Here is a 24,008-nt window from a genome sequence, read left to right on the forward strand (position 1 = left end):
TCCCTTGTTGCATTACACGACCGGTGGCAGCCCACCGGGTTCTTCCCAACTCAGCCGACCCACCAACCGGTGCGCTGGCCGCGATGAAACTGGATTGTCTTTTCCTCGGTATAGTCCTCAACAGCGCGCTTGCCGAGTTCGCGGCCCAAGCCCGACTGCTTGTAGCCGCCGAACGGCAGTTCTGGATAACCTTCCATGAACGTGTTCACCCAGACAGTCCCCGAACGCACGCCCCGCGCCACCGACATGCAGGTGTCGATGCTGGCGCTCCACACACCCGCCGACAGACCATAGGGCGTGTTGTTGGCGATGCGCAACGCCTTTTCAATCGATTCAAAAGTCAGCACCGAGAGCACCGGCCCGAACACTTCCTCGCGCGCGACCGTCATGTTTTCGGTGACGTTGCGTAAGATCGTCGGATCGAGATATTGGCCGGCATTGGAAGGGCGTTGCCCGCCGCCGCTGTAGATGCTGCCGCCCTCGCTCGCGGCGGCCGCGACGTAATCGGTCACCTTGGCCAAATGGTCTGACGAAATCATCGCGCCGACCTTGGTTAGATCGTCGAGCGGATCGCCCACGGTTACCCTGGCGGTCAATGCCTTCACGGCGGCCAGGAAGTCGTCGGCGATCGCCTCATGCACGATCAGCCGGCTGCCGGCATTGCAGCACTCGCCGGCGTTGAAGAAGCCGCCGAATACCGCGGCATCGGCTGCGGCTTTAAGATCGGCATCGGGGAAGACGATCTGGCCGTTCTTGCCGCCGAGTTCCATCGAAACCTTCTTAAGGGAATTCGAGGCCGCGGCCATGGTCATCTTGCCGACGCGGGTGGAACCGGTGAACGAAACCATCTCGACCAGCGGGTGGCTGACCATCGGCGCGCCGACATCGGCGCCGAGGCCGGCGAGGATGTTGACGACGCCAGCGGGAACGCCGGCTTCCAACAGGATATCGCCGAGCACGAAGGTCGAGGCCGACGTCATTTCGCTTGGCTTGACCACGGCCGTGCAGCCGGCGGCGAGCGCGAAAGGCAGTTTCTGGCTGACGATGAGGAAGGGGAAATTCCACGGCGTGATGATCGAGACGACGCCGATCGGCTCGCGCAGCACGACGCCCAGCATGGCATCGCCAAGATTGGCGTAGCTTTCGCCGTGCAACGTGCGGGCGAGCGAGGCGGCATAGCGCCAGATGTCGACGGCGCCGCCGATCTCGCCGCGCGCCTGGGCGATCGGCTTGCCGGATTCCAGCGCATCGAGCCGGGCGATGTCTTCCAGCCGGATCTCGATCAGGTCGGCGGCCTTAAGCAGGATCGCGGCGCGTTCGGACGCTTGCATGCGCGGCCAGGGGCCGGTCTCGAAGGCCCTGTGCGCCGCCTGCACCGCGGCTTCCACTTCGGCGGCACCCGCCTGAGCATAGTGTGAAACCATGAAGCCGTGGCCGGGGCTCTTGCGTTCCAGCATGCGGCCATCGCGGGCATCGACATGCTTGCCGTCGATCAGAAGCTTGTATGCCTTGGGGGCCACGGAGGCCTCGGCAGGCATGGGAATCTTCAGAGGTGCATTCATGTGATTTCCACTCTGTCCTACGAACGCGAAAACACGGGCTTCTGCTTGGTCTTGAAGGAGCCGACGCCGGCCTTGAGATCGCTGGTGAGCGCCATGAAGCCGCTGGCCAAGGCCTCTGTCGCAGCGGCACTTTCCTCGCCTTCCGCCACCGCAATCATCAGCTTGGCGGCTTCGGTGGCCAGTGGTCCGCGTTCGGCGATTTTTTCAGCCCAGATCCTGGCTTCATCCGACGCCTTGCCGGTTTCGACGACGCGGTCGACGATACCCAGCGCAAGCGCTTCCGGCGCCAGGAAAATCTCGCCACCGACAGCCATTCGACGCACCGTCTGGGCGCCGAAGCGACGCACCGCGCGCTGCGTGCCGGACCAGCCGGGGACAACGCCGATCGAGGTCTCGGGGAAGCCGAGCTTCACCTGCGTTTCCGCGACGCGGAAATCACAAGCCACAGCCAGTTCCAGCCCGCCGCCGAGCGCATGACCGGACAGAACGGCGATGGTCGGTTGCCGCAGCCGCGCCAGCCGGTCGAAGACACGGTGGCCGTAGCGCACCCATTGCACCTGGAAATCGGCGGCGCTCATGCTCCCCCAGGCCTCGACGTCGCCGCCGGCGCAAAACCCCTTGCCTTGGCCGCATATGAGGACGACGCGGACCTCCTGAGCGCTTTCCGCCTCGTCCAGCGCCGCTTCCAGCGCGCGCAGCATCGGGATATCGAGCGCGTTGAATTTTTCCGGACGGCGCAAGGTGACAATGCCGATCGCGCCATCCTGCTCGAAGGTGACGAGACGCTCAGCCATGCGCGCCTCCGAGCAAGGCGCCGCCATTCAGCGACAGGCCGATCGGCCGATCCTGGTAGAGCGCCGCCGGCGTCAGCTTGAGGTCGTTGGCTACGTTGAGCGGGATCTCGGCCTGCGCCAGCACATCGCGATCGAGGTCGATGCCCGGCGCCAGTTCCGTCACCATCAGCCCATCGGGCGTCAGCTTCATGACGCAGCGCTCGGTGACATAGGTGATGTCTTGTCCCTGCGCGACGGCGCGCTTGCCGGAGAAGGAGATGTGCTCAACCTCCTCGACGACTTTCTTGACCTTGCCTTCCGCGTCGATGCGGATGCCGCCATCGGCGAGCGACAGCTTGGCCCCGGCATTGAAGAAGCCGGAAAAGACGATCTTCTTCGCCCGCGAGGTGATGTCGACGAAGCCGCCGGCACCGGCGGTGACATGCGGCCGCGCCGAAAGCCTGGACACGTTGACCGAGCCGTGGCGGTCGATCTGCAGGAAGGAAAGCAGCGAAGCGTCGAAGCCGCCGGCCTGGAAATAGATGAACTGGTGCGGCGACGGCATGATCGCCTCGGCGTTGGAGGCGCAGCCGAACTTGAAGTCGAGCAACGGCACGCCGCCGACCGCGCCCTGTTCGATCAGCCAGGTGACCTTGCCGTGCTGGCCTTCTTCCAGAAGAATACGCGGCACGTTGGCCGAAATGCCGAAGCCGATGTTGACGGCCATGCCGTCGCGAAGCTCCATGGCGACCCGGCGCGCGATCACCTTTTGGACATTCATCTCGGCATTGCGGAAGCTCGACAGCGGCCGGAAGATCTCGCCGGAGATTGCGGGATCGTAGGGCGTCAGCGTCGTCTGCAACTGATCCGGCGCAATGACGATATGGTCGACCAGCACGCCCGGCACGCGCACATCATGCGGCTTCAACGTGCCGTTCTCGACGACGCGTTTGACCTGCGCGATGACGATGCCGCCATTGTTGCGGGCGGCGAGCGCCTGCTCCAGCCCGCCGAGATAGGCCCCCTCATGCTCGTAGGTAAGGTTGCCGCGCTCGTCAGCCGTGGTGGCACGGATGATCGAGACCTGCGGCACGATGGCGCGGAAGTAGAGCCATTCTTCGCCGTCGAATTGCTGCACCGACACGATCGGCTCGGCGGCGGCGGCGTTCATGGCGCAGCCCTGGTGGCGCGGGTCGGCGAAAGTGTCGAGGCCGACCTTGGTCAGCACGCCCGGTCGCTTGGCGGCGGCCTCTCGGTGCATGTCGAACAGGATGCCGGACGGCACGTTATAGGCGGCAACCGCATTGTCGCCGATCATCTTCCAGATTTGCGGCGGCTCGGCGGAGGAGGGACCTGACGGATAGGAGCCGCACAGCGTACGCTTCAAGAGGCCGGGCTTCGCCAGATGATCGATGCCCTTGATGCCATACATGTCGCCGGCGGCGATCGGGTGCAGCGTGGTGATATCCTTCGGATGGCCCTCGCCATCGAAGCGTTCGCCGATCGCGGCGAGCACGGCGTCTGGACAGCCGAGGCCGCTCGACGAGGACACCGAGACGACCATGCCGTCCTTGATCAGGCTGGCGGCCTGCGCCGATGAGACGACCTTGCTCAATTCATGCTCCCGAGTTTCGGGTCGATCTTGACGGTCTTGCCGGAAGCCGCCGATTGCAATGCCGCCTCGGCCGCGGCGAGCGACCAGATGCCGTCTTCTCCGGTGGCGGAAGGCTGGCGCTCGCCACGGACCGCGGCATGGAACCCGCGTACCGACCTGGCGTATAGATCCTCGCGGTCGAAGCTCAACTGTTCTTCGCCGCTGGCGGTGCGCAGGAGGACCGAGCCGGCCGGCTTCTGCGTCATCACATCGCGGGCGATGAGCGAGCCCTGCGAGCCGTGCACCTCGAAGCCGGTGTCGGCAAACCTGGTGGTGAACCCCTCATGCGATTGCGCGATAAGGCCCGATTTGAAGCGCCAGACGCACATGGCGCCATCTTCCAGCCCGCTCCCGGCCATGCCGGCGGATTGCGTGAAAGCGGAAACCTCGACCGGATCGTCGCCAAGCACGAAGCGCAGCGTGTCTGCATCGTGCACGGTGATGTCGAGCACCACCCCGCCGCCCGCCTCGGGCCTGGCGATGCGCCAGCCCTGCAGGTTTTCGGGCAGGTAGACGGAATGGAAGACACGCGCGGCAATGGGGTTGCCGATGCGGCCCGCGGCAACGGCGTCGCGCATGGCGCGGTGCGCACCGGCATTGCGCAGATGATGATTGGTACCGAGCACGACGCCAGCCGCCTTGGCCGCGGCGACCATCTTGCGCGCGTCGTCGCTGGTCAGCGCCAGCGGCTTCTCGCACAGCACATGCTTTCCCGCCTTGGCAGCGGCCAGCGCCTGTTCGAAATGCAGTTCATTGGTGGTGGAGATGTAGACGGCGTCGATGTCGGATCCGAGCAAGGCGTCGAGATTCGATACGGCGGCTGGAATGCCATTTTCCCTTGCATAGGCCGTGGCGCGTTCCGCGCTGGAACTCATTACAGCCGCGATCTCGCCATCGGGTTGAGCGCGAATGGCATCGATCATGAATTGCCGGGCGATCGTGCTGGCGCCGATCAGCCCCCATTTGACGCCCATGTCGCGGTTCCCGTTGACGCTCATGTCGCGGTTCCCGCCGCCACGGGCCTTTTTCGCGTGCGGCGATCCGGGCCGCAGCTTTCCCTGACCACGAGATTGACGGCGCCGATATGATCCTCGGCCCGCGTGGTGCGCGACTGGATCATCTTGATCATGACGTGGGCCGCGCGTTCGCCGAGACCGGCGGAGTCCACCGCTACGCTGGTCAGCGGCGGCATATAATGTTCGGCCTCGACCACATCGTCGAAGCCGACGACAGCGAAATCCGCGCCCGGCTCAAGTCCGCGCTTGCGCAGCGCCAGCATGACGCCAAAGGCAACGGCATCGTTGAAGCAAAGGGCCGCGGTTGGCGGCTCGGCCATTGCGAGCGACGTTTCCAGGCAGGCCATGCCGCCCTTGCGATTGGTCTCGCCCTCTATGATGAGCGCGTCGCGGACGTCGATGCCGAGCGTCTCGCAGGCCTCGCGAAAGCCGCCCAGGCGCTCATGATAAACGACGAGGTCGGACGAACCGCCGAAGAAGGCCAGGCGGCGATGCCCCTTGCCGACGAGATGCGAAGTCGCGAGATAGGCGCCCCGATGATTGTCGGGAGCAATCACCGGAATGCGGCTTTCAGGCAGCCGGCGCATGGCGAAGGCAATCGGCAGACCGGCTATTTCCAGCCGCCGGAACGCCCCTGGCGTCGTGCCGCGCGCCGGGGAAACGATGAGCCCGGCGACGCCCTGTTCCATCAGAGACTTCAGCACTTCTTCCTGGCGCACCGGATTTTCGGCAGTGTTGGCGATGAAGGGCACGATGCCGGCCGACTGGAAGACCCGCTCCATGCCGACCGCCATCTCGGCGAAGAACGGATTGGTGAGGTCGTTGATGACCATGCCGATGACGTTGGAGTGGGCCTTGCGCAGATTGGCGGCGCCGCGGTTATAGACATAGCCGACATCCTCGATCGCCTTGCGCACCTTGACCGCGGTTTCGGGGCGGATCAGGCCGCTGCCCTGGAGCACGAGCGACACCGTCGATTTGGACACGCCTGCTTCGCGGGCGATGTCGAAGATCGTCGCCTTCGGCCGGCTGGCCATCCAGATATCCTCCCCGGTTTTTTCAATCGAATTTATTGGAACGTTCTAATCCTTGCTCCGAGGATGAGTCAATCAGGATTTTTCTCTAGCAAGAGCAGCAGGTCATATGTGGTCAAACGATTGCTACCCAAGGGGTCGTTGTGTTGCAACGCAGCATCGCTGGCCGTCCATCTCAAACCTTAAAGGTTCTTGATTTATTGGAACGTTCCATTTAGGAGACACGAAAGGGAGAGATCCATGGACATTGCCTTGCCTGGCGAGGGTGGCCGCAGCACACCCTACGCGCTTGTCGGACAGCCGGTCCAGCCGGTGACCGGCGCGCGGTTTTCGCGCATCGCCTATGCCGCCGCGCATGTCGTCGCCGATCCGCTGGGAATGACAGATCCATGGTCGCGGCCCGTTGTCGATTGGGACAGGACGATGGCGTTTCGTCATCATCTATGGCGGCTCGGCTTCCGCATCGCCGAGGCAATGGACACGTCGCAGCGCGGCATGGGTTTCGATTGGACGAATGCGCAGGAATTGATCCGCCGTTCAATCGCGGAGGCGCGGACCGTCGCTGGCGCCGATCTCGCCTCGGGTGCGGGCACCGACCATCTGGCGCCGTCGAAGGCCCGGACGGTCGACGACGTGGTCGCCGCCTATGAGGAGCAGTTCGCTTTCATCGAAGGCCAGGGCGGCAAGGCGATCATGATGGCCAGCCGCGCGCTGGCGGCCGTGGCGAAGGGGCCGGACGATTACGCCCTGGTTTACGACCGCATATTGGGCCAGGCCTCCGGCAAGGTCATCCTGCACTGGCTGGGCGACATGTTCGATCCGATCTTGAAAGGCTATTGGGGCAGTGACGATTTCGAGACCACGCTCGATACGGTGATCGCCATCATGGAGCGCAATGCCGGCAAGGTCGAAGGCATCAAGATATCGCTGCTCGACGCCGGCAAGGAAGTGGCGCTCAGGAACCGGCTGCCGGACGGCGTCATGATGTTCACCGGCGACGACTTCAATTATCCCGAGCTGATCGCCGGAGACGGCAAGCGGCACTCGCATGCGCTGCTCGGCATTTTCGACGCGATCGCACCGGCCGCCAATGCCGCGCTGGCGAAGCTGGCTGCCGGCGATCGTACCGGCTACGACGCGCTGATGGCGCCGACCGTGCCGCTGTCACGAAAAATCTTCGAGGCGCCGACTGAATATTACAAGGCCGGCATTGTCTTCATGGCCTGGCTCAACGGCCACCAGGACCATTTCTCGATGGTCGGCGGCATGCAGTCGGCGCGCGGCATCCGCCATTATGCCGACGTCTTTCGCCTCGCCGACCAGGCAGGATTGCTGGCCGACCCCGACCTTGCCATTTCGCGGATGAAAAGCCTGTGTGCTGTCGCGGGGGCCTAAAACGCGTTTCGCGATCGGATCACCCGTCGTCCATTCCGGTGAGCGCCAAGACGCTCGCGTATTGATGCAAGGTCCGAATATCTGGGTTGGATGGTGGGCGTGACAGGGATTGAACCTGTGACCCCTGCAATGTCAATGCAGTGCTCTCCCGCTGAGCTACACGCCCATCCGAAGCCGCGCATACACCATTTTTGGTCAGGCGCGTCAATAGCAGGAAAAGAGGAAAAACACGTCGTCCCGCCGCGGCTGTGGACCGACGCCGGCGGCTTGCGAAAGGCGGTTCAGGCCGCCTGCAGCATCTTCTCGACCTCGTTGACCAGATCGCGCAGGTGGAAGGGCTTGGACAGCACCTTGGCGTCTTTCGGCGCCTTGGAATCCGGGTTCAGCGCGACGGCGGCAAAACCGGTGATGAACATGACCTTGAGATCGGGATCGATCTCGGTGGCGCGACGCGCCAGTTCGATGCCGTCCATCTCCGGCATGACGATGTCGGTCAGAAGCAGCGAGAACGGTTCCTCACGCAGCCGCTCATAGGCGCTGGCGCCGTTGTCGAAATCGCTGACCTGATAGCCGGCGCGCTCCAGCGCCTTGACGAGGAACCGACGCATATCGTCGTCGTCTTCCGCCAGAAGAATGCGTGCCATGTTATCCCGTCCGAATCACCCGCCGGAGACTGCCGTGGGGCAGGTCCGTTAACCATCCTGTATATGAGGAGGTGAGAGTAAACATCAAGTGAACGCGGACGCGCCTGACCCACATTTGCCCAGCGGCACGACCGCCGAAATGCTGGACATGCGGCCAGCAAGGTGGCAGTTTCATGCCATGATGCACTGGTGTTTTCGGGTTCGTTCAAATTGAAGACGGCAGCCGAGGATTTTTCGGTCTTTCCACCCTTCGAAATCCGGTCGGGCGCCGAGCAGCGCGTCCCCTTCCTTTTCAACTCGCCGCATAGCGGCCGCTACTATCCCGAACGCTTTCTTGCCATGGCAAGGCTCGATCGCAATGCCATCCGCCGCTCGGAGGATTGCTATGTCGACGAGTTGTTCGGCGGCGCCGTGGCGCTCGGCGCGCCGCTGCTGGCGGCGAATTTCCCGCGCGCCTATCTCGACGTCAACCGCGAGCCCTGGGAACTCGACCCGCGCATGTTCGCCGAGCCGGTGCCGTCCTTCTGCAACATCCGCTCCGCGCGCGTGGCCGGCGGGCTCGGCACCGTGCCGAAGCTGGTGGGCGAGGGGCTCGACATCTATTCGGGCCGCTTGCCGCTCGCCGAGGCGGTTGCCCGCATCGAGGCCGTCTACAAGCCCTATCACGAAACGCTGAAGCGGCTTTTGACCAGGACCCACGCCCGGTTCGGCTTTGCCGTGCTGATCGATTGCCATTCGATGCCGGCGAGCATCCGTGTCGGGGACAACGGGCTGCGGCCGGATTTCATCATCGGCGACCGTTTCGGCATCTCGGCCACCGCGGCCCTGACCGAAACCGCGATCGGCCTGTTGACCGCGATGGGCTATACGGTTGCCCACAACAAGCCTTACGCCGGCGGGTTCATCACCGAGCATTACGGCCGTCCGGCGCGTCATTTGCATGCGCTGCAGATCGAGGTCAATCGCGGGCTCTACATGAATGAGCGGACATTCGAGAAAGCCGCCGGCTTCGACGCGCTGGCCGACGATCTGGCGCGGTTTTCAGCGGACCTGATGGCGATGCCGGACCATCATTTCATCGATCTGCCGCTGGCCGCGGAGTGAAGACCACGCCTTGTCCCGTGCGTGCCGTTGCCCAAGATTTTTGTGTGCTTCTTTGGACGGCCCGCTCCAGGAGCGGCCGTGAAAAAAAGACCGCATCGTTTGCACGATACGGTCGAAGTCTAGGGAGGAAACGCCCAAGGAGGGCATGGACAGGAAACCCTGTCCGAGATTGAGGGTATTGTGCAGCGCACAAATGTCAAGCGACGTTTAGGCTTTTTTAATTCAGAGTGATATGGAAATTGCGTTTCGATGACGTTGGAGTGACATTCCGGCAACAGTTGTCGCGGCGGATAAATCGATAAACAAGCTTGTCTTGGCGGGGAAGTCGCGGCAGGCCCGGCTCGGGCGCGCTGCAAAGCGGGAGAATCAGTTGGACATCAGCATCGATTTCATGCGCCGTATCGCGCAAGCGGCGGCGGCGGAGACCTTGCCGCGCTTTCGCGCCCAGGGCGCGGTCGCCAACAAGGAAAAAGGCAGTTTCGATCCGGTCACGGAGGCCGATCGCGAGGCCGAGCGCGCCATCCGGGCGCTGATATCGGCCGAGTATCCCGACCACGGCATCCTGGGCGAAGAGCACGGCAGCGAGAACATCTCCAGCCGGCATGTCTGGGTGATCGATCCGATCGATGGCACGCGCGCCTTCATCTCCGGCCTGCCGGTGTGGGGGACGCTGGTCGGGCTGACGGTCGATGGTGACGCGGTCGCCGGCATGATGGCGCAGCCCTTCACCGGCGAGCTGTTCTACGCCAACGCCTCCGGATCACATTATGAGGGGCCGGGAGGGCCCCGCAAGCTAACGACCCGCAAGACGACGAAGCTGGCCGAGGCCACGTTGTTCACCACAACGCCGGCCCTGTTCAAAGGCGAGGCACGCACGCGCTATGACGCGTTCGAGCGGCAAATCCAGCTCGCCCGTTATGGCGCCGATTGCTATGCCTTCGCCATGATCGCCTCGGGGAGCGTCGACATCGTCGCCGATCCTGGATTGAAGCCCTACGACATCGTGGCGCTGATCCCGATCATCGAGAAGGCAGGCGGGGTCGTCACCACTTTCGACGGCGGGCCGGCGGAGAATGGCGGGGACGTTCTAGCGGCCGCGACACCGGAGCTTCATGCCGCCGCCATGGCTGCCCTGCGCGGCTGACATCGCCTCCGGTCGGCGGCTCTCGACCGCTGGAATGCCGCCAGCGTACGCCCATAGGTCTGCCTGAACGCCGCCAGCGCCTCCTTCCTGAAAAAGGGAGTGTCAGCTACACCCTCTCGCGGAAGAGCCGCGGCCCGTCAGGCTGTCGGGTCATCTGAGCCGGGGACGAAGGCGTCGAAGGCAGCGAGGAATTGTTCGCGGTAGAGATCGGCTTCCTGCAGGATTTCGTGCTTGGCACCGTCGATCATCAACAGCGAACCCAGCCGTAGATTTCTCGCATATGCCTCCACCGCCCTGGTCGAGACGACCTGGTCGGCGCCGGCGGCGATGATCAGCAGCGGCACCTGAATGCGGGCCATGAAGTCGGGGTCGCTGATGGCTGCCGACGCCTTCGCCGCCGCCTGCAGCCAGCGGATCGTCGGGCCGCCGAGCGCCATTTGCGGATATTCTTCATAAATGCGCGTGTTACGGCGATAGCGTTGCGGATCCGATGTCACCTTGTTGGCTTCGAAGGGCAGCGTGTGTCTCGGCCTTGGACCCCAGGCGGCATAGAGCCAGCCGAGCCCCAGGGCGCAGAAAAACGAACAGATCCGGCGCACCGTCCCTATCGAGACCGGCAGGTCGGGCAATGTCAGGAACGGCGCGATCAGCACCATGCGCCGCACGCGGTTTACCATCGACGGCGCGGCAAGCAGCGCGATCACAGCGCCGGCCGAATGGGCGAGGATATAGTACGGTCCGCGGCAGTCCGGCAGCACGATCTCTTCGAAGAACTGCTCCAGGTCAGCCGTATAGTCGCGGAACGACCTGACATAGCCACGCTGGCGATCGCGGATCAGCCTGTCCGAACCGCCCTGACCGCGCCAGTCCAGGATGGCGACACCAAAGCCACGCGCGGCAAGGTCACGGATGGTCTCGAAATATTTCTCAATGCACTCGTTGCGGCCGCCAAGCAGCACCACGGTGCCCCGCATCGGCCGCGCCACCGCGGCGAACAGGCCATAACGTATTTTCTTGCCGTCACGCGTGGTGAAAAAGCCGCCGGTGGCGTTTTCCGGTCGCGGATTGCCCTCGGTTTCGTGGAAGAGCGGAGTGTCGTGGAAAAGATCCATTATTCGGCGCTTTGTACTCGGCGTCCTTGCGTGCCAGCCGGTCGCGGCTGGCCTCGTCACGGTGATAGACGCCAACACATCAAAAGCAAAGCAAATCCGGGTCAGGGAGGACTGCTACGGGTAAGGCCGGAAGCGGCTTTGAGCGCGCTTCCGGCCCCTGTCGATCCGGGAGGAAGGGACGTTAACACCCGGTTCGGCCTCGTTGCGGCACCTTCGCAGATCCGGCGCCGCCAATCCTTGATCTTGAAAGCCACTTTAGCGCTGGCTGTCTGAACGGGCGCCGAAGCGCTGGTTCATCTGCCGTTCATCAAAGGTTGGCCGCTTCGTTCTTTTTTGCCGTCAAACGAAACTTGAAATGCTTTCGAGCGCTCCCCAGATGTGGGTTGCGGTCGCCAATCGGGGCCGCTGGTCCTCCCGAAACGCCGCTCGCGGGTTTCGCACCGACCATACGCAAACCATGTTGCTCAACAGGAGAACACCTCATGCGTCACGTTGATTTTTCCCCGCTTTACCGTTCGACCGTCGGCTTCGACCGTCTCTTCACCATGTTGGATTCGCTTGCGCAGCCCGACGGCGCGCAGACCTATCCGCCCTATAACATCGAGCGCACCGGCGAGGACTCTTATCGGATTTCGATGGCCGTCGCCGGCTTCTCGGACGAGGAAATCTCGATCGAAGCTCACCGTAACGTGCTGACCGTGAAGGGCGAGCGCAAGGACGAGGGCACCGGCGAGGGTTCCGAACTGCTCTATCGCGGCATTGCCTCCAGGGCCTTCGAGCGCCGCTTCCAGCTTGCCGATCATGTTGAAGTCGTCGGCGCCGCGCTGAAGAACGGCCTGCTCTTCGTCGACCTCAAGCGCAACATTCCCGAAGAGCTGAAGCCGCGCAAGATCGCGATCACCTCGGCTCCGGCCAAGGCCAAGCAGATCGAGGCCAAGACGGCAGCCTGACGACCGCATAAAATCTAAAGTCTCCTCCCGAGACGGAAGCGGCGCCGCGAGGCGCCGCTTTTTTGTCCGAAGATTGACTGTTATCCGGCGATCAGCTGGCCAAAGCGGTCGACTTCCTCAGTCGTCGTGGCAAAGCTGGTGACGAAGCGATAGAGCAGTTCGTCCTCGCCGATATGGCCGTCAAAACCATGCGGCCTGTGCCAGTCATAGAAGGCCGCGCCTGCAGCCTGCAGCCTGTCTGCTTCGGTTTTCTCGATCACCGCAAACACCTCATTAGCCTGCGGCAGCCAAGCGAGCTTTGCCGTGGCCGAATCCTCGATCGCCGCCGCCAGGCGCGCGGCCATGGCATTGGCATGCCTGGCGGTGTCGAGCCACAGCCCGTCCTTGAAATAGGCTTCGAACTGCGCCGCGACGAAACGCGACTTCGAAAGCAGCTGTGCGGCACGCTTGCGCAGGAAGGCCAATTCCTTGGCACGGTCGAGGTCGAACAGCACGATCGCCTCCGCGCACCAGCAACCGTTCTTGGTACCGCCGAAGGACAGGACATCGACCCCGCGTTTCCAGGTCATTTCGGCCGGCGTGGTGTCGAGCGCGGCCAGCGCATTGGCAAAGCGGGCGCCATCCATGTGCAGTGGCACGGAATGCTGTTTGGCGATGGCCGAGATCGCGTCAATGTCGTCGAGACCATAGACGGTGCCGACCTCGGTCGACTGGGTGATCGAGACGGCCATCGGCCGGCCCCAATGGACGACCTCGCTTGCGAAACGACCGATCGCCCTGTCCAGATTGGGCGGGTCGATCTTGCCTAGGGGACCGTCGACGGCGTGCAGCCGCGAGCCGCCGGAAAAATACTCCGGCGCGCCACATTCATCCTCGATGACATGCGATTCTCGGTGAGCGAAGGAAATGCCGCCCGGCTTGTTGAAGGTGGTCAACGACAGCGAATTGGCGGCGGTGCCGGTTGCCACGAAGAACACCGCGACCTCGCGTTCGAAAATTTCACTGAAACGCTGATAAACCGCCTCGTCGAGGGCGCTGTCACCATAGGCGGTGGCAAAGCCGCCAGCCGCGGCCGACAGGCCGGCAACGATATTGGGATGGGCGCCTGCCCAATTGTCGGAAGCGAAGAACATGTATCTGCCTGTGTTGGGGAAATCAGCCGGAGTTGACCGGTTTAACGCGCCGACCGCAAGGGCCAGGCGCCGGAAAACCGTTGAAGCCAGCCAACGTGGCGGCAAGCGTCGACGACTTAAGCTTACGTTTTTCCTCAACCCCGCGTAATTTTATGTCGCGAAAGCTCCAAGTTTTTTGTGAATCGGTCTTGTGCGCGTTTAGGAATTCTGCCATAAAAATTTAGGACAGTAGTGCTGTCTTATTTTGTCGCACAAAACAGGCCGGATTGGCGTAACATATTGGCCTCTCCGGCTGTTGCCGCGAGCGACAGGTGGACGGCCGGACGCTGGCCTGTACGATACCAGATGCGAAGCATGCGAAAAGCCGCATGGTTCGAAAAAGGATTTCGCAAGACGTGCCGCAAGGATCAGGGTGAGCCAAGCGCTTGCCGAGGCAAACCAGCGCCTGAAGGGCTGGAATGGAGGACAGGACAATGACGGAATTGACGCTCTCTGCGACGAACGGCCAGGCCGCGCAGACGAAAGCGGCCGCCGTCAAAAATACCTCCACCAAAAATCGCGCGACTGCCGGCGGCTTGACCGCCCAGGGCCTCTACGATCCGCGCAACGAGCATGACGCCTGCGGCGTCGGCTTCATCGTCAACATGAAGGACGTGAAGTCGCATCAGGTCGTCAAGGACGGGCTTGCCGTGCTCGAGAACCTGACGCATCGCGGCGCCGTCGGCGCCGATCCGCTGGTCGGAGATGGCGCCGGAGTGCTGGTGCAGCTTCCGGATCTTTTCTTCCGCGAGGAGATGGCGGCCCAAGGTATCGAACTGCCACCAGTAGGCCAGTACGGCGTCGGACACTGGTTCATGCCGCAGGATGCTGCCCTTCGTGCACATATCGAGGAGATCATCGCCGAATCTGCGCAGTCCGAAGGGCTGCCGCTGCTCGGGTTCCGCGACGTGCCGGTCGACAATTCGTCACTATCGAAGGCGCCCGACATCGTCGCGTCCGAGCCGTTCCACCGCCAAGTCTTCATCGGCCGCACGGCCGACATCACCGACGACGAGGAATACGAGGCCAGGCTCTACCTGCTGCGCAAGGTCATATCGGGCCGCATCTACGCCGAGAACGACAACAAGGACATCGGCGCCTACTGCGTGTCGCTGTCGGCGCGCACCATCGTCTACAAGGGCATGTTCCTGGCTTATCAGGTCGGCGCCTACTACAAGGACCTCAAGGACCCGCGTTTTGAGACCGCGCTGATCCTCGTCCACCAGCGCTTCTCGACCAACACCTTCCCGTCGTGGAAGCTGGCGCATCCCTACCGCATGGTCGCGCATAATGGCGAGATCAACACGGTGCGCGGCAACAACAACTGGATGGCGGCGCGCCAGGCGTCGGTCGATTCCGAACTGTTCGGCAACAACATCTCGAAGCTCTGGCCGATCTCCTATGACGGCCAGTCCGATACCGCCTGTTTCGACAATGCGCTCGAGTTTCTGTTCCAGGGCGGCTACAGCCTCAGCCACGCCATGATGATGCTGATCCCGGAAGCCTGGGCCGGCAACAAGCTCATGGATGCCGATCGCAAGGCCTTCTACGAATACCACGCCGCGTTGATGGAGCCTTGGGACGGGCCGGCGGCGGTCGCCTTCACCGACGGACGCCAGATCGGCGCCACGCTAGACCGCAACGGCTTGCGCCCGGCACGCTACATCGTCACCGACGACGACCGCGTCATCATGGCTTCCGAGGCCGGCGTGCTGCCGGTGCCGGAGGAGAAGATCGTCCAGAAGTGGCGGCTGCAGCCCGGCCGCATGCTTTTGATCGACCTTGCCAAGGGCCGCATCGTCCCCGACGAGGAAATCAAGTCGGAGATCGCGACCAAACACCCCTACAAGACCTGGCTTGCCAATACGCAGCTCATCCTGGAAGATTTAAAGCCGGTCGAGCCACGCGCGCTGCGCAAGGATGTCAGCCTGCTCGATCGCCAGCAGGCGTTCGGCTACACCCAGGAAGACACCAAGCTATTGATGTCGCCGATGGCGACCACCGGCCAGGAAGCCGTGGGCTCGATGGGCACCGACACGCCGATCTCGGCGATGTCGGACAAGTCGAAGCTGCTTTACACCTACTTCAAGCAGAATTTTGCCCAGGTCACCAACCCGCCGATCGACCCGATCCGCGAGGAACTGGTGATGAGCCTGGTGTCGTTCATCGGACCGCGGCCGAACATCTTCGACCTGGTCGGCAATTCGCGCCGCAAGCGGCTCGAAGTGCGCCAGCCGATCCTGACCAATGGCGATCTCGAGAAGATCCGCTCGATTGGCCACACCGAGGACCGTTTCGACACCAAGACGATCGACATCACCTATGGGTCGAGCGAGGGTGCTGCCGGCATGCAGGGGGCCATCGACCGGCTGTGCGAGCGGGCGGAGGCGGCAGTCGCCGGCGGCTACAACATCATCATCCTGTCCGATCGCCAGCTCGGACCGGACCGCATCGCCATTCCGGCGTTGCTGGCCACGGCCGCCGTGCACCACCATCTGATCCGCAAGGGGCTGCGCACCGCGGTCGGCCTGGTCGTCGAATCGGGCGAGCCGCGCGAGGTGCATCATTTCTGCTGCCTTGCAGGCTACGGCGCGGAAGCGATCAATCCCTATCTCGCCTTCGACACGTTGCTCGACATGCACAAGCGCGGCGAACTGCCCGAGGAGGTCGACGCCTACGAAGTGGTGTCGCGCTACATCAAGTCGATCGGCAAGGGCATCCTCAAGGTGATGTCCAAAATGGGCATCTCGACCTATCAGTCCTATTGCGGCGCGCAGATCTTCGATGCCATCGGGCTGAAGACCGATTTCGTGCAGCAATACTTCACCGGTACCGCGACACTGATCGAAGGCGTCGGACTGGATGAGGTCGCGGGTGAAACCGTCAGCCGTCACACGGACGGTTTCGGCAGCGATCCGGTGCTGCGCAACAGCCTGGAGGTCGGTGGCGAATACCTGTTCCGCATGCGCGGCGAGGCGCATATGTGGTCGCCCGACGCGGTCGCCACCTTGCAGCACGCCGTGCGCCAGGGATCGTGGGAGACGTTCAAGAACTATTCGGCGCAGATCGACAGCGAGACGGCCCGCGCCCAGACCATACGCGGCTTGTTCAAGATCAAGCTGGCGGATGAGACCGGCCGCACGAAGGTCGCCCTCGACGATGTCATGCCGGCGGCCGACATCGTCAAGCGCTTCTCGACCGGGGCGATGTCGTTCGGCTCGATTTCCAGGGAAGCGCACACCACGCTGGCGCGTGCCATGAACCAGATCGGCGGCAAGTCGAACACCGGCGAGGGTGGCGAAGAGGCCGATCGCTATCTGCCGCTGCCAGGTGGCGGCAAGAACCCCGAACGTTCGGCGATCAAGCAGGTCGCGTCGGGGCGTTTCGGCGTGACGGCGGAATATCTCGTCAACTCCGACATGATGCAGATCAAGGTGGCGCAGGGCGCCAAGCCCGGCGAGGGCGGCCAGTTGCCCGGCCACAAGGTCGACGCAACCATCGCCAAGGTTCGGCATTCGACGCCGGGCGTCGGCCTGATCTCGCCGCCGCCGCACCACGACATCTATTCAATCGAGGATCTGGCGCAGCTGATCTACGATCTGAAGAACGTCAATCCGGCGGCCGACGTCTCGGTCAAGCTGGTGTCGGAGGTTGGTGTAGGCACGGTCGCGGCCGGCGTTGCAAAGGCGCGCGCCGACCACATCACCATCTCTGGCTATGATGGCGGCACCGGTGCGTCGCCGCTGACCTCGCTCAAGCATGCCGGCAGCCCGTGGGAAATGGGTCTTGCCGAAACGCACCAGACGCTGGTGCTGAACGGCCTGCGCTCGCGCGTGGCGCTGCAGGTCGACGGCGGCCTGCGCACCGGGCGCGACGTCATCATCGGCGCGCTGCTCGGCGCCGACGAGTTCGGCTTCTCGACCGCGCCTTTGATCGCGGCCGGCTGCATCATGATGCGCAAATGCCATCTCAACACCTGCCCGGTCGGCGTCGCGACGCAGGATCCGGTGCTGCGCAAGCGCTTCAAGGGTACGCCCGAGCACGTCATCAACTTCTTCTTCTACGTGGCGGAAGAGGTGCGGGCGCTGCTCGCCGAAATGGGCTTCACCCATATCGACCAGATCATCGGTGACGCCGACCTTCTGGAAAAGCGTGACGTGATCCAGCACTGGAAGGCGCGCGGGCTCGATTTCTCGAAGATGTTCTACAAGCCCGACGCGCCGCATGAAGCGGTGCACTGGACCGAGCGGCAGAAGCATCCGATCGACGATGTGCTCGACCGCAAGCTGATCGAATTGGCCAAGCCCGCGCTTGAGGCCAAGCAACCGGTCAAGATCGAGGTCGACATCCGCAATGTCGACCGTTCGACGGGCGCCATGCTGTCGGGCGAGGTCGCCAAGCGCTTCAAGCACAAGGGCCTGCGCGAGGATACGATCCAGGTAAAACTCACCGGCACGGCCGGCCAGTCCTTCGCCGCCTTCCTGGCACGTGGCATCTCGTTCGAACTCGTCGGCGCCGCCAATGACTATGTCGGCAAGGGCCTGTCGGGCGGGCGCATCGTCATCCGGCCACCGGAAGAGGCAAGGATCGTCGCGGCCGACTCCATCATCGTCGGCAATACGGTGCTCTATGGCGCGACCGAGGGCGAGGCCTATTTCGCCGGCGTCGCCGGCGAGCGCTTCGCGGTGCGCAATTCGGGCGTCGCCGCGGTCGTCGAGGGCGTCGGCGACCATGGCTGCGAATACATGACCGGCGGCGTCGTCGTCGTCATCGGCAAAACCGGCCGCAACTTTGCCGCCGGCATGTCGGGCGGTGTCGCCTATGTGCTGGACGAAGCAGGTGATTTCGCCGAGCGCTGCAACATGGCCATGGTCGAGCTGGAGCCGGTGCCGGAAGAAGACGATCTGATGGAAAAGCTGCTGCACCATGGCGGCGATCTCGACCACAAGGGCCGCGTCGACGTGTCCGGCGACATGACCAGTCATGACGAAGAACGGCTTTACCAGCTGATCTCGAACCACGTGCACTATACGGGTTCGGTGCGCGGCCGCGAGATACTCGACGACTGGGCTATTTTCCGGCCGAAATTCCGCAAGATCATGCCGGTCGAATACCGCCGCGCGCTGATCGAGATGGAACGCATGCGCATGGGCGTCGCGGCCGAATAGATTTGATAATTGCCGGGGGGCCCAGGCTTCCCGGCCCCTTCATCGACAGTTTGACCTCGGGCTCAAGGTTGCCACGGCTGCCTCAAGAGGTTAACGGGTGCGGCGAAACCGCACCATCTGGACAGCAGGAACTGGACTATGGGCAAGGTAACAGGCTTTCTCGAAATCGACCGGCAGGTGCACAAGTACCAGCCGGCCTCCGACCGCATCCGGCATTTCCGCGAATTCACGCTGCCGATGTCAGACAAGGAAGTCGAGAAACAGGCCGCGCGCTGCATGGATTGCGGCATTCCGTTCTGCCATGGGCCAACGGGCTGTCCGATCCACAACCAGATCCCCGACTGGAACGACCTCGTCTACAACAGAGACTGGGACAACGCGATCCGCAACCTGCACTCGACCAACAATTTCCCGGAGTTCACCGGCCGCATCTGCCCCGCGCCTTGCGAGGAAGCCTGCACGCTGAACCTCGAAGACATTCCGGTCGCCATCAAGACGGTGGAGCAGGCGATCGCGGACAAGGCTTACGAGACCGGCCACATCAGGCCCTATCCGCCGGAGAAGAAGACCGGCAAGCGGGTCGCCATCATCGGCTCCGGCCCAGCCGGCATGGCGGCCGCCCAGCAGCTTGGCCGCGCCGGTCACGACGTGCATGTCTATGAGCGCGAGAGCCGCCCTGGCGGGCTGATGCGCTACGGCATCCCCGACTTCAAGATCGAGAAGCATTATATCGACCGGCGCATCGAACAGATGCAGGGCGAGGGCGTCACCTTCCATTGCGGCGTCAATGTCGGCATCGACAAGCCGGTGGCTGAACTCCTCGCCGAACATGACGCCGTGCTCTATTGCGGTGGTTCGGAAACGCCGCGCGCTGCCGGCATTCCCGGCGACGATCTCGGCGGCGTGCATGACGCGATGCCCTATCTGGTGCAGCAGAACCGCCGCGTCGGCGGCGAACCGATCCAGTCGGTGGCATGGCCGTCGCATCCAATCATCGCCGGTGGCCAGCACGTCGTCGTCGTCGGCGGCGGCGACACCGCGTCCGACTGCGTCGGCACCGCCTTCCGCCAGGGTGCGGTGCGCGTCACCCAGCTCGACATCCGTCCGCAGCCGCCCGAGAAGGAAGACAAGCTCTCCGTCTGGCCCTACTGGGCGACCAAGATGCGCACCTCGTCCTCGCAGGCCGAGGGCGCCGAACGCGAATTCCAGGTGGCGACGCTCGAATTCATCGGCGAGGAAGGCCAGCTTACAGGCGTGAAGTGCTGCGAGGTCGACGACAAGCGCAAGCCGATCGCCGGCACCGAATTCGTCATCCGCGCCGATCTCGCCTTCATCGCCATCGGCTTTGCTGGCCCGGCGATGGCGGGCGTTGCGGCGGAACTCGAGGGGGAGATGAAGATCACCACCGACAGCCGCCGTTCCAGGAATGTCGAGGCCAATGACCGCGATTACAGGACGAGCGTCGACCGGCTCTACGCGGCGGGCGACGTACGCCGTGGCCAGTCGCTGGTCGTCTGGGCGATCCGCGAAGGCCGCCAGGCGGCACGCTCGATCGACGAGGCGCTGATGGGGACGACCGTCCTGCCGCGTTAAGGGCTGATCGCCGTGGTGGTGTCGGACGCTGCCGCTGTCGCCGGACTTGCCTTCGGCGGCCGGGAAAAGTCGTCGGCGCGGCCTGGGGAAGCCTCCGGCGCCTTGCCCTCGATCACCAGCCTTTCGCCAGGAAGAGCCGGATTGGCCTTCGGCGGTGGGGCGGCGCCGAGCAATTCTGTGCCGCCGTCGAGCGCGGGATCGCTGAGCAGCATGGGTTGGGTGCGATCGATGACGATAGGCGCGGCCGCCGGAGCGGGGGTCTCGACCGGTGCGCCCGCCGGCGCCGTCGTCGGTGCCACGCTTCCCGGCGCGGCCAGTCCAAGGATCTTAAGCAGCGGCTTTTCGGTGTAGAAGGCGAGCTTGCGCTTGCCGGCTTTGGACACGTTGATGCCGTCATCGGCGCGCAGTCGCACCGGCTGACCGTTCATGTCGGGGCCAGAGGTGACGAAGGCGCCGTTCTCGTCGACGAAGCCGTCCCAGACATCGACGAATTCGCCGCCGTGGCTTTCGGCGGCCTTGTGGTAGATGTCGTTGAAGGCCAGCATGTCGGAGGTCATCTTCGGCACCCGGAAGGCAGGCATGCCGACCCACAGGAAAGGCACCTTGGCGGTGGCGATTGCCTTGCCGAGCTCATCGGTGCGGCGCTCGTATTCCTTCGTCCAGTTTTCGGAGCGGGGCTGTTCGCGTACGTCGCCGACCTTCATCTGCTGGCGGTCGTTCGACCCGAGCATGACGACCACCGCGGCGGGTTTTTCGGTGTCGATCAGCGATTTGATCTGTTCGGGCCAGTTGTAGAAATCATCGCGCACGAAGCCTGACGAGCCATTGCTGCGGACCACGATCCTGACGCCGGTATTCTCGGCGAAGGCTTCGTCCAGACCCTCGGCGAGGCCGGCCGCCATGAAGTCGCCGACCACCAGGACGGTGCGGGCGTCCGGCGCTTTTTCGACCACGGGCGTTGCCGGCTCCTCTGGTGGGCGAGGCGCACGCGGTTTCTTCTTCGGCTTAGGTCTCGCCTTCTGGATGTCCTGCGGCGGCTCGACCCGCTCGCTGCGGCGCGGAAACAGAAGGTCGCGCAATGACCAGCCCCGGCTTTGCTGCGGCTGTTCCTGCGCCATGGCTGGGGCATGGACAGCTCCGGCCACGGCAATGGCGAGCACGGCGAAGGCCAGGATCAGCACCGGCATGCGACGGACGAACGTCCCGATGCGCGTAGGCCAAACCAATCGCTCCCTCCCTACTCAACTTCGTCAGGCTCTATTTCTGCCTGAGCCATTTCAGCACTTCCAAGCTCGGATAGCCATCCTGGGTCAAGCCAACCTTGGCCTGATAAGCCATGATGGCCGTCTTCGAGCCGTCGCCGATCTTGCCGTCGAATTTGCCGTCGTAAAGGCCGTGCTGGGAAAGTCGCTTCTGCAACTCCTGCCGTTCCTCGAAGCTGAGCTTGGTAAAAGGCCGGTTCCAATCCTGGACCAGGCCGCTGCCACCCGCGATCTCATCGGCAAGCAGACCGACGGCGAGCGCGTATTTGTCGGCATTGTTGTAGGCCTTGATGACCGAAAAATTCCTGACCATCAGGAAGGCCGGCCCGCCACGGCCGTCCGGCACTTTCAGCGTTGCCTTGTCGGTGAGGTTCTTGAACGGCTTGCCGCTGGCGCGGCCCACGCCGAGCGCCTGCCATTGCGCCAGGGTCTTCGACCCGGCGGGAAGTTTGCCGGCCGGCAACGCGACCTCGTAGCCCCAGGTCTTGCCGGCCTGCCAGCCATTCTTCTTGAGCAAATTGGCTGATGTCGCCAGCGCATCGGGAATGGAATTCCAGATGTCGCGCTTGCCATTGCCGTCCATGTCGACGGCATAGTGCTGGTAACTGGTCGGGATGAACTGGGTCTGGCCCATGGCGCCCGCCCAGGAGCCCATCAGGTGGCTTTCGTCGATATCGCCGGTCTGCAGGATCTTCAGCGCCGCTACCAGCTGGGTGCGGGCGTATTTCGACCGTTTCGCGTCGCCATAACCCAAAGTCGCCAGCGAACGGATGACGTTGCGCATGATGTCGTCGCGCTTGAGAATTTCGCCATAGTTCGATTCCATCGACCAGATGGCCAGGAGAACGTAGCGGTCGACGCCGAATCTCGCCTCGATCCTGTCCAGCCAAGGCTTCCATTTCTTCGCCATCTGCTGCCCGACGGCGACGGACTGGTCATGGACGCGGTTGTCGAAATAATCCCAGGCGGGCGCGGTGAATTCGGGCTGGGTGCGGGCCTTTTCCAGCACCACCGGATCGGGCTCGTTGATGCCCCGGAAAGCCTGGTCGTAAACGGCGCCGGAAACGCCACCCGCCACGGCGGTGGCGCGGAAGCCGGCGACCCATTGCCGGAAACCGGCGTCGGCGAAGGCCGGCCCGGTGGGGACAAGCAAAGCGAGCGAGAGGCTGGCCGCCGTCATGACGCTGGCGAAACGTTTTGCGGCATTGCGAACGGACATTTTTTCCTCCTTCTCTGTCCCAGGAAAGACCATTCTTCGCCGAACCGGGTTAGGAATTAGTTTACCATAGGCGTCGCCTGGAACGAAAAGACACCTCGATGCTTTAACCGGCGGGAGTTTCCCTCAGCCGCCCCACTAATCTTCAATTCCGGCGCGAAAATGTCGTGGGACGGGGATTGCGGAGCTGGCCAGCAAACGGATAATTTAAACTATGAAGAGAGTTCGCAAGGCAGTTTTCCCGGTCGCCGGTCTCGGCACGCGGTTTCTCCCGGCCACCAAGGCTGTTCCCAAGGAGATGCTGACCGTCGTCGACAGGCCAGTCATCCAGTATGTCGTCGATGAGGCGCGCGAGGCGGGCATCGAGCATTTCATCTTCGTCACGGGCCGCAACAAGGCGGTCATCGAGGACCATTTCGATATCCAGTTCGAACTCTATGACACGCTGGCACAACGCGGCAAGGACGAGCAGCTTGCCCGCCTGCAGCGGCTGCAGCCGGCACCGGGGCAGACCAGCTTCACCCGCCAGCAGGTGCCGATGGGTCTTGGCCATGCCGTCTGGTGTGCGCGCGAACTGGTCGGCGATGAGCCGTTCGCCCTGCTGTTGCCCGACATGATCATGCAGTCGGAAAAGAGCTGCACGAAGGCGATGGTCGAGCTCTACGAGGAGACCGGCAATAACATCATCGCGGTGCAGGAATGCGACCCGGCGGAGGCTCATAAATACGGCATCGTCGGGCGCGGCGAAGACACGCATCACGGCTTCCGCATCACCGAGATGGTCGAGAAGCCGAAGTCGGGCACCGCGCCGTCCAACCTCTACATCAACGGCCGCTACATCCTGCAGCCCGAGATCTTTAGGATTCTGGAAGGCCAGGAAAAGGGCGCCGGGAACGAGATCCAGCTGACCGACGCGATGCTGAAGCTGGAGAAGCAGCAGGCCTTCTACGGCTACCATTATAAGGGCCGCACCTTCGATTGCGGCTCGCCGGAAGGTTTCGTCGAGGCCAATGTCGCTTTCGCGCTGTGGCGCAACGACATGAACCAGAGCATGGCCGGCGTTATCCGCACGCTGCTCGACGAGATGAAGCCATCAGAACGGCGCGGGGCGGCCTTCTAGGGTATGCCTGATATTCAGGTGATGCCGGCCTGCGAATGGCCGCTCCTACGCTTCCCAGTTCTACTGCGTCGCAGTAGAATTGTGCTCAC

At 63.4% G+C, this 24,008-nt stretch carries 17 protein-coding genes and 1 tRNA gene; 7 read left to right on the top strand and 11 right to left on the bottom strand.

Annotated elements, in window-relative coordinates; all coding sequences use genetic code 11:
* Nucleotides 1–50 precede the first annotated feature (50 nt).
* The 5 genes from FJ527_RS11005 to FJ527_RS11025 are packed head-to-tail and all read right to left on the bottom strand — an operon-like array spanning nucleotide 51 to nucleotide 6,042.
* Nucleotides 51–1,562: an aldehyde dehydrogenase family protein gene (locus tag FJ527_RS11005; RefSeq protein WP_140823110.1), complete on the bottom strand. Its 1,512-nt coding sequence runs from the start codon at nucleotides 1,560–1,562 to the stop codon at nucleotides 51–53.
* 17 nt (nucleotides 1,563–1,579) lie between these two features.
* Entirely contained in the window at nucleotides 1,580–2,356 is a 777-nt protein-coding gene (locus FJ527_RS11010) for an enoyl-CoA hydratase/isomerase family protein (protein WP_140713385.1), read from the bottom strand.
* Nucleotides 2,349–3,950: an acyl CoA:acetate/3-ketoacid CoA transferase gene (locus FJ527_RS11015; RefSeq protein ID WP_140713387.1), complete on the bottom strand. Its 1,602-nt coding sequence runs from the start codon at nucleotides 3,948–3,950 to the stop codon at nucleotides 2,349–2,351. Before FJ527_RS11015 ends, FJ527_RS11010 begins: the two co-directional genes overlap by 8 nt.
* Entirely contained in the window at nucleotides 3,947–4,963 is a 1,017-nt protein-coding gene (locus FJ527_RS11020; protein ID WP_140823297.1) for a Gfo/Idh/MocA family oxidoreductase, read from the bottom strand. The genes FJ527_RS11015 and FJ527_RS11020 overlap by 4 nt, the downstream gene beginning before the upstream one ends.
* 20 nt (nucleotides 4,964–4,983) lie before the next feature.
* Nucleotides 4,984–6,042, bottom strand: coding sequence for a LacI family DNA-binding transcriptional regulator (locus FJ527_RS11025; protein WP_140823111.1), 1,059 nt, complete (start codon nucleotides 6,040–6,042; stop codon nucleotides 4,984–4,986).
* A gap of 237 nt (nucleotides 6,043–6,279) precedes the next feature.
* On the opposite strand from FJ527_RS11025, the gene FJ527_RS11030 reads away from it, so the two are divergent.
* Nucleotides 6,280–7,434: a dihydrodipicolinate synthase family protein gene (locus FJ527_RS11030; RefSeq protein ID WP_140823112.1), complete on the top strand. Its 1,155-nt coding sequence runs from the start codon at nucleotides 6,280–6,282 to the stop codon at nucleotides 7,432–7,434.
* Nucleotides 7,435–7,525: 91 nt separating this feature from the next.
* On the opposite strand, the gene FJ527_RS11035 is transcribed toward FJ527_RS11030, so the two are convergent.
* Nucleotides 7,526–7,600, bottom strand: a tRNA-Val gene (locus FJ527_RS11035).
* 115 nt (nucleotides 7,601–7,715) lie between these two features.
* On the bottom strand, nucleotides 7,716–8,078 hold the full coding sequence (locus FJ527_RS11040; protein ID WP_006199474.1) for a response regulator: 363 nt from the start codon (nucleotides 8,076–8,078) through the stop codon (nucleotides 7,716–7,718).
* A gap of 162 nt (nucleotides 8,079–8,240) precedes the next feature.
* Here FJ527_RS11040 and FJ527_RS11045 point away from each other — a divergent pair, with 162 nt between their 5' ends.
* Together FJ527_RS11045 and hisN are read left to right on the top strand one after the other, a co-directional pair.
* Nucleotides 8,241–9,182, top strand: a complete 942-nt coding sequence (locus FJ527_RS11045) for an N-formylglutamate amidohydrolase (RefSeq protein ID WP_140823113.1) — start codon at nucleotides 8,241–8,243, stop codon at nucleotides 9,180–9,182.
* 370 nt (nucleotides 9,183–9,552) lie between these two features.
* Nucleotides 9,553–10,326, top strand: coding sequence for a histidinol-phosphatase (gene hisN, locus FJ527_RS11050; protein ID WP_140823114.1), 774 nt, complete (start codon nucleotides 9,553–9,555; stop codon nucleotides 10,324–10,326).
* Nucleotides 10,327–10,463: 137 nt separating this feature from the next.
* On the opposite strand, the gene FJ527_RS11055 is transcribed toward hisN, so the two are convergent.
* Nucleotides 10,464–11,441 (bottom strand): alpha/beta hydrolase, encoded by a 978-nt coding sequence (locus FJ527_RS11055; RefSeq protein ID WP_140823298.1) that lies wholly within the window; start codon nucleotides 11,439–11,441, stop codon nucleotides 10,464–10,466.
* A gap of 479 nt (nucleotides 11,442–11,920) precedes the next feature.
* Between FJ527_RS11055 and FJ527_RS11060 the strand changes: the two genes are divergently transcribed.
* Nucleotides 11,921–12,388 (top strand): Hsp20 family protein, encoded by a 468-nt coding sequence (locus FJ527_RS11060; RefSeq protein ID WP_013893124.1) that lies wholly within the window; start codon nucleotides 11,921–11,923, stop codon nucleotides 12,386–12,388.
* 80 nt (nucleotides 12,389–12,468) lie between these two features.
* On the opposite strand, the gene FJ527_RS11065 is transcribed toward FJ527_RS11060, so the two are convergent.
* The gene (locus FJ527_RS11065) at nucleotides 12,469–13,521 is read right to left on the bottom strand and encodes a low specificity L-threonine aldolase (protein ID WP_140789024.1); all 1,053 of its coding nucleotides are present in this window, start codon (nucleotides 13,519–13,521) and stop codon (nucleotides 12,469–12,471) included.
* A 473-nt stretch (nucleotides 13,522–13,994) separates the two neighbouring features.
* Here FJ527_RS11065 and gltB point away from each other — a divergent pair, with 473 nt between their 5' ends.
* The gene (gene gltB / locus FJ527_RS11070; protein WP_140823115.1) at nucleotides 13,995–18,728 is read left to right on the top strand and encodes a glutamate synthase large subunit; all 4,734 of its coding nucleotides are present in this window, start codon (nucleotides 13,995–13,997) and stop codon (nucleotides 18,726–18,728) included.
* 138 nt (nucleotides 18,729–18,866) lie between these two features.
* On the top strand, nucleotides 18,867–20,321 hold the full coding sequence (locus FJ527_RS11075) for a glutamate synthase subunit beta (protein ID WP_015315836.1): 1,455 nt from the start codon (nucleotides 18,867–18,869) through the stop codon (nucleotides 20,319–20,321).
* On the opposite strand, the gene FJ527_RS11080 is transcribed toward FJ527_RS11075, so the two are convergent.
* Nucleotides 20,318–21,508, bottom strand: a complete 1,191-nt coding sequence (locus tag FJ527_RS11080; protein ID WP_083882972.1) for a DUF459 domain-containing protein — start codon at nucleotides 21,506–21,508, stop codon at nucleotides 20,318–20,320. The genes FJ527_RS11075 and FJ527_RS11080 overlap by 4 nt on opposite strands.
* A 70-nt stretch (nucleotides 21,509–21,578) precedes the next feature.
* A complete protein-coding gene (locus tag FJ527_RS11085) occupies nucleotides 21,579–22,802 on the bottom strand; it encodes a lytic murein transglycosylase (protein ID WP_015315838.1) in 1,224 nt (407 codons plus the stop codon).
* 211 nt (nucleotides 22,803–23,013) lie between these two features.
* Between FJ527_RS11085 and galU the strand changes: the two genes are divergently transcribed.
* Nucleotides 23,014–23,919: a UTP--glucose-1-phosphate uridylyltransferase GalU gene (gene galU, locus FJ527_RS11090; RefSeq protein WP_015315839.1), complete on the top strand. Its 906-nt coding sequence runs from the start codon at nucleotides 23,014–23,016 to the stop codon at nucleotides 23,917–23,919.
* Nucleotides 23,920–24,008 lie beyond the last annotated feature (89 nt).

The organism is Mesorhizobium sp. B2-4-18 (genome assembly GCF_006441385.1).
Classification (GTDB): Bacteria; Pseudomonadota; Alphaproteobacteria; order Rhizobiales; family Rhizobiaceae; genus Mesorhizobium; species Mesorhizobium australicum.

What these genes read in the sequence shown, in the direction of transcription:
- FJ527_RS11005 (WP_140823110.1), bottom strand. Translation starts at nt 1,562, where the DNA reads ATGAATGCACCTCTGAAGATTCCCATGCCTGCCGAGGCCTCCGTGGCC.
- FJ527_RS11010 (WP_140713385.1), bottom strand. Translation starts at nt 2,356, where the DNA reads ATGGCTGAGCGTCTCGTCACCTTCGAGCAGGATGGCGCGATCGGCATT.
- FJ527_RS11020 (WP_140823297.1), bottom strand. Translation starts at nt 4,963, where the DNA reads ATGGGCGTCAAATGGGGGCTGATCGGCGCCAGCACGATCGCCCGGCAA.
- FJ527_RS11025 (WP_140823111.1), bottom strand. Translation starts at nt 6,042, where the DNA reads ATGGCCAGCCGGCCGAAGGCGACGATCTTCGACATCGCCCGCGAAGCA.
- FJ527_RS11030 (WP_140823112.1), top strand. Translation starts at nt 6,280, where the DNA reads ATGGACATTGCCTTGCCTGGCGAGGGTGGCCGCAGCACACCCTACGCG.
- FJ527_RS11040 (WP_006199474.1), bottom strand. Translation starts at nt 8,078, where the DNA reads ATGGCACGCATTCTTCTGGCGGAAGACGACGACGATATGCGTCGGTTC.
- FJ527_RS11060 (WP_013893124.1), top strand. Translation starts at nt 11,921, where the DNA reads ATGCGTCACGTTGATTTTTCCCCGCTTTACCGTTCGACCGTCGGCTTC.
- FJ527_RS11065 (WP_140789024.1), bottom strand. Translation starts at nt 13,521, where the DNA reads ATGTTCTTCGCTTCCGACAATTGGGCAGGCGCCCATCCCAATATCGTT.
- gltB (WP_140823115.1), top strand. Translation starts at nt 13,995, where the DNA reads ATGACGGAATTGACGCTCTCTGCGACGAACGGCCAGGCCGCGCAGACG.
- FJ527_RS11075 (WP_015315836.1), top strand. Translation starts at nt 18,867, where the DNA reads ATGGGCAAGGTAACAGGCTTTCTCGAAATCGACCGGCAGGTGCACAAG.
- FJ527_RS11080 (WP_083882972.1), bottom strand. Translation starts at nt 21,508, where the DNA reads ATGCCGGTGCTGATCCTGGCCTTCGCCGTGCTCGCCATTGCCGTGGCC.
- FJ527_RS11085 (WP_015315838.1), bottom strand. Translation starts at nt 22,802, where the DNA reads ATGTCCGTTCGCAATGCCGCAAAACGTTTCGCCAGCGTCATGACGGCG.
- galU (WP_015315839.1), top strand. Translation starts at nt 23,014, where the DNA reads ATGAAGAGAGTTCGCAAGGCAGTTTTCCCGGTCGCCGGTCTCGGCACG.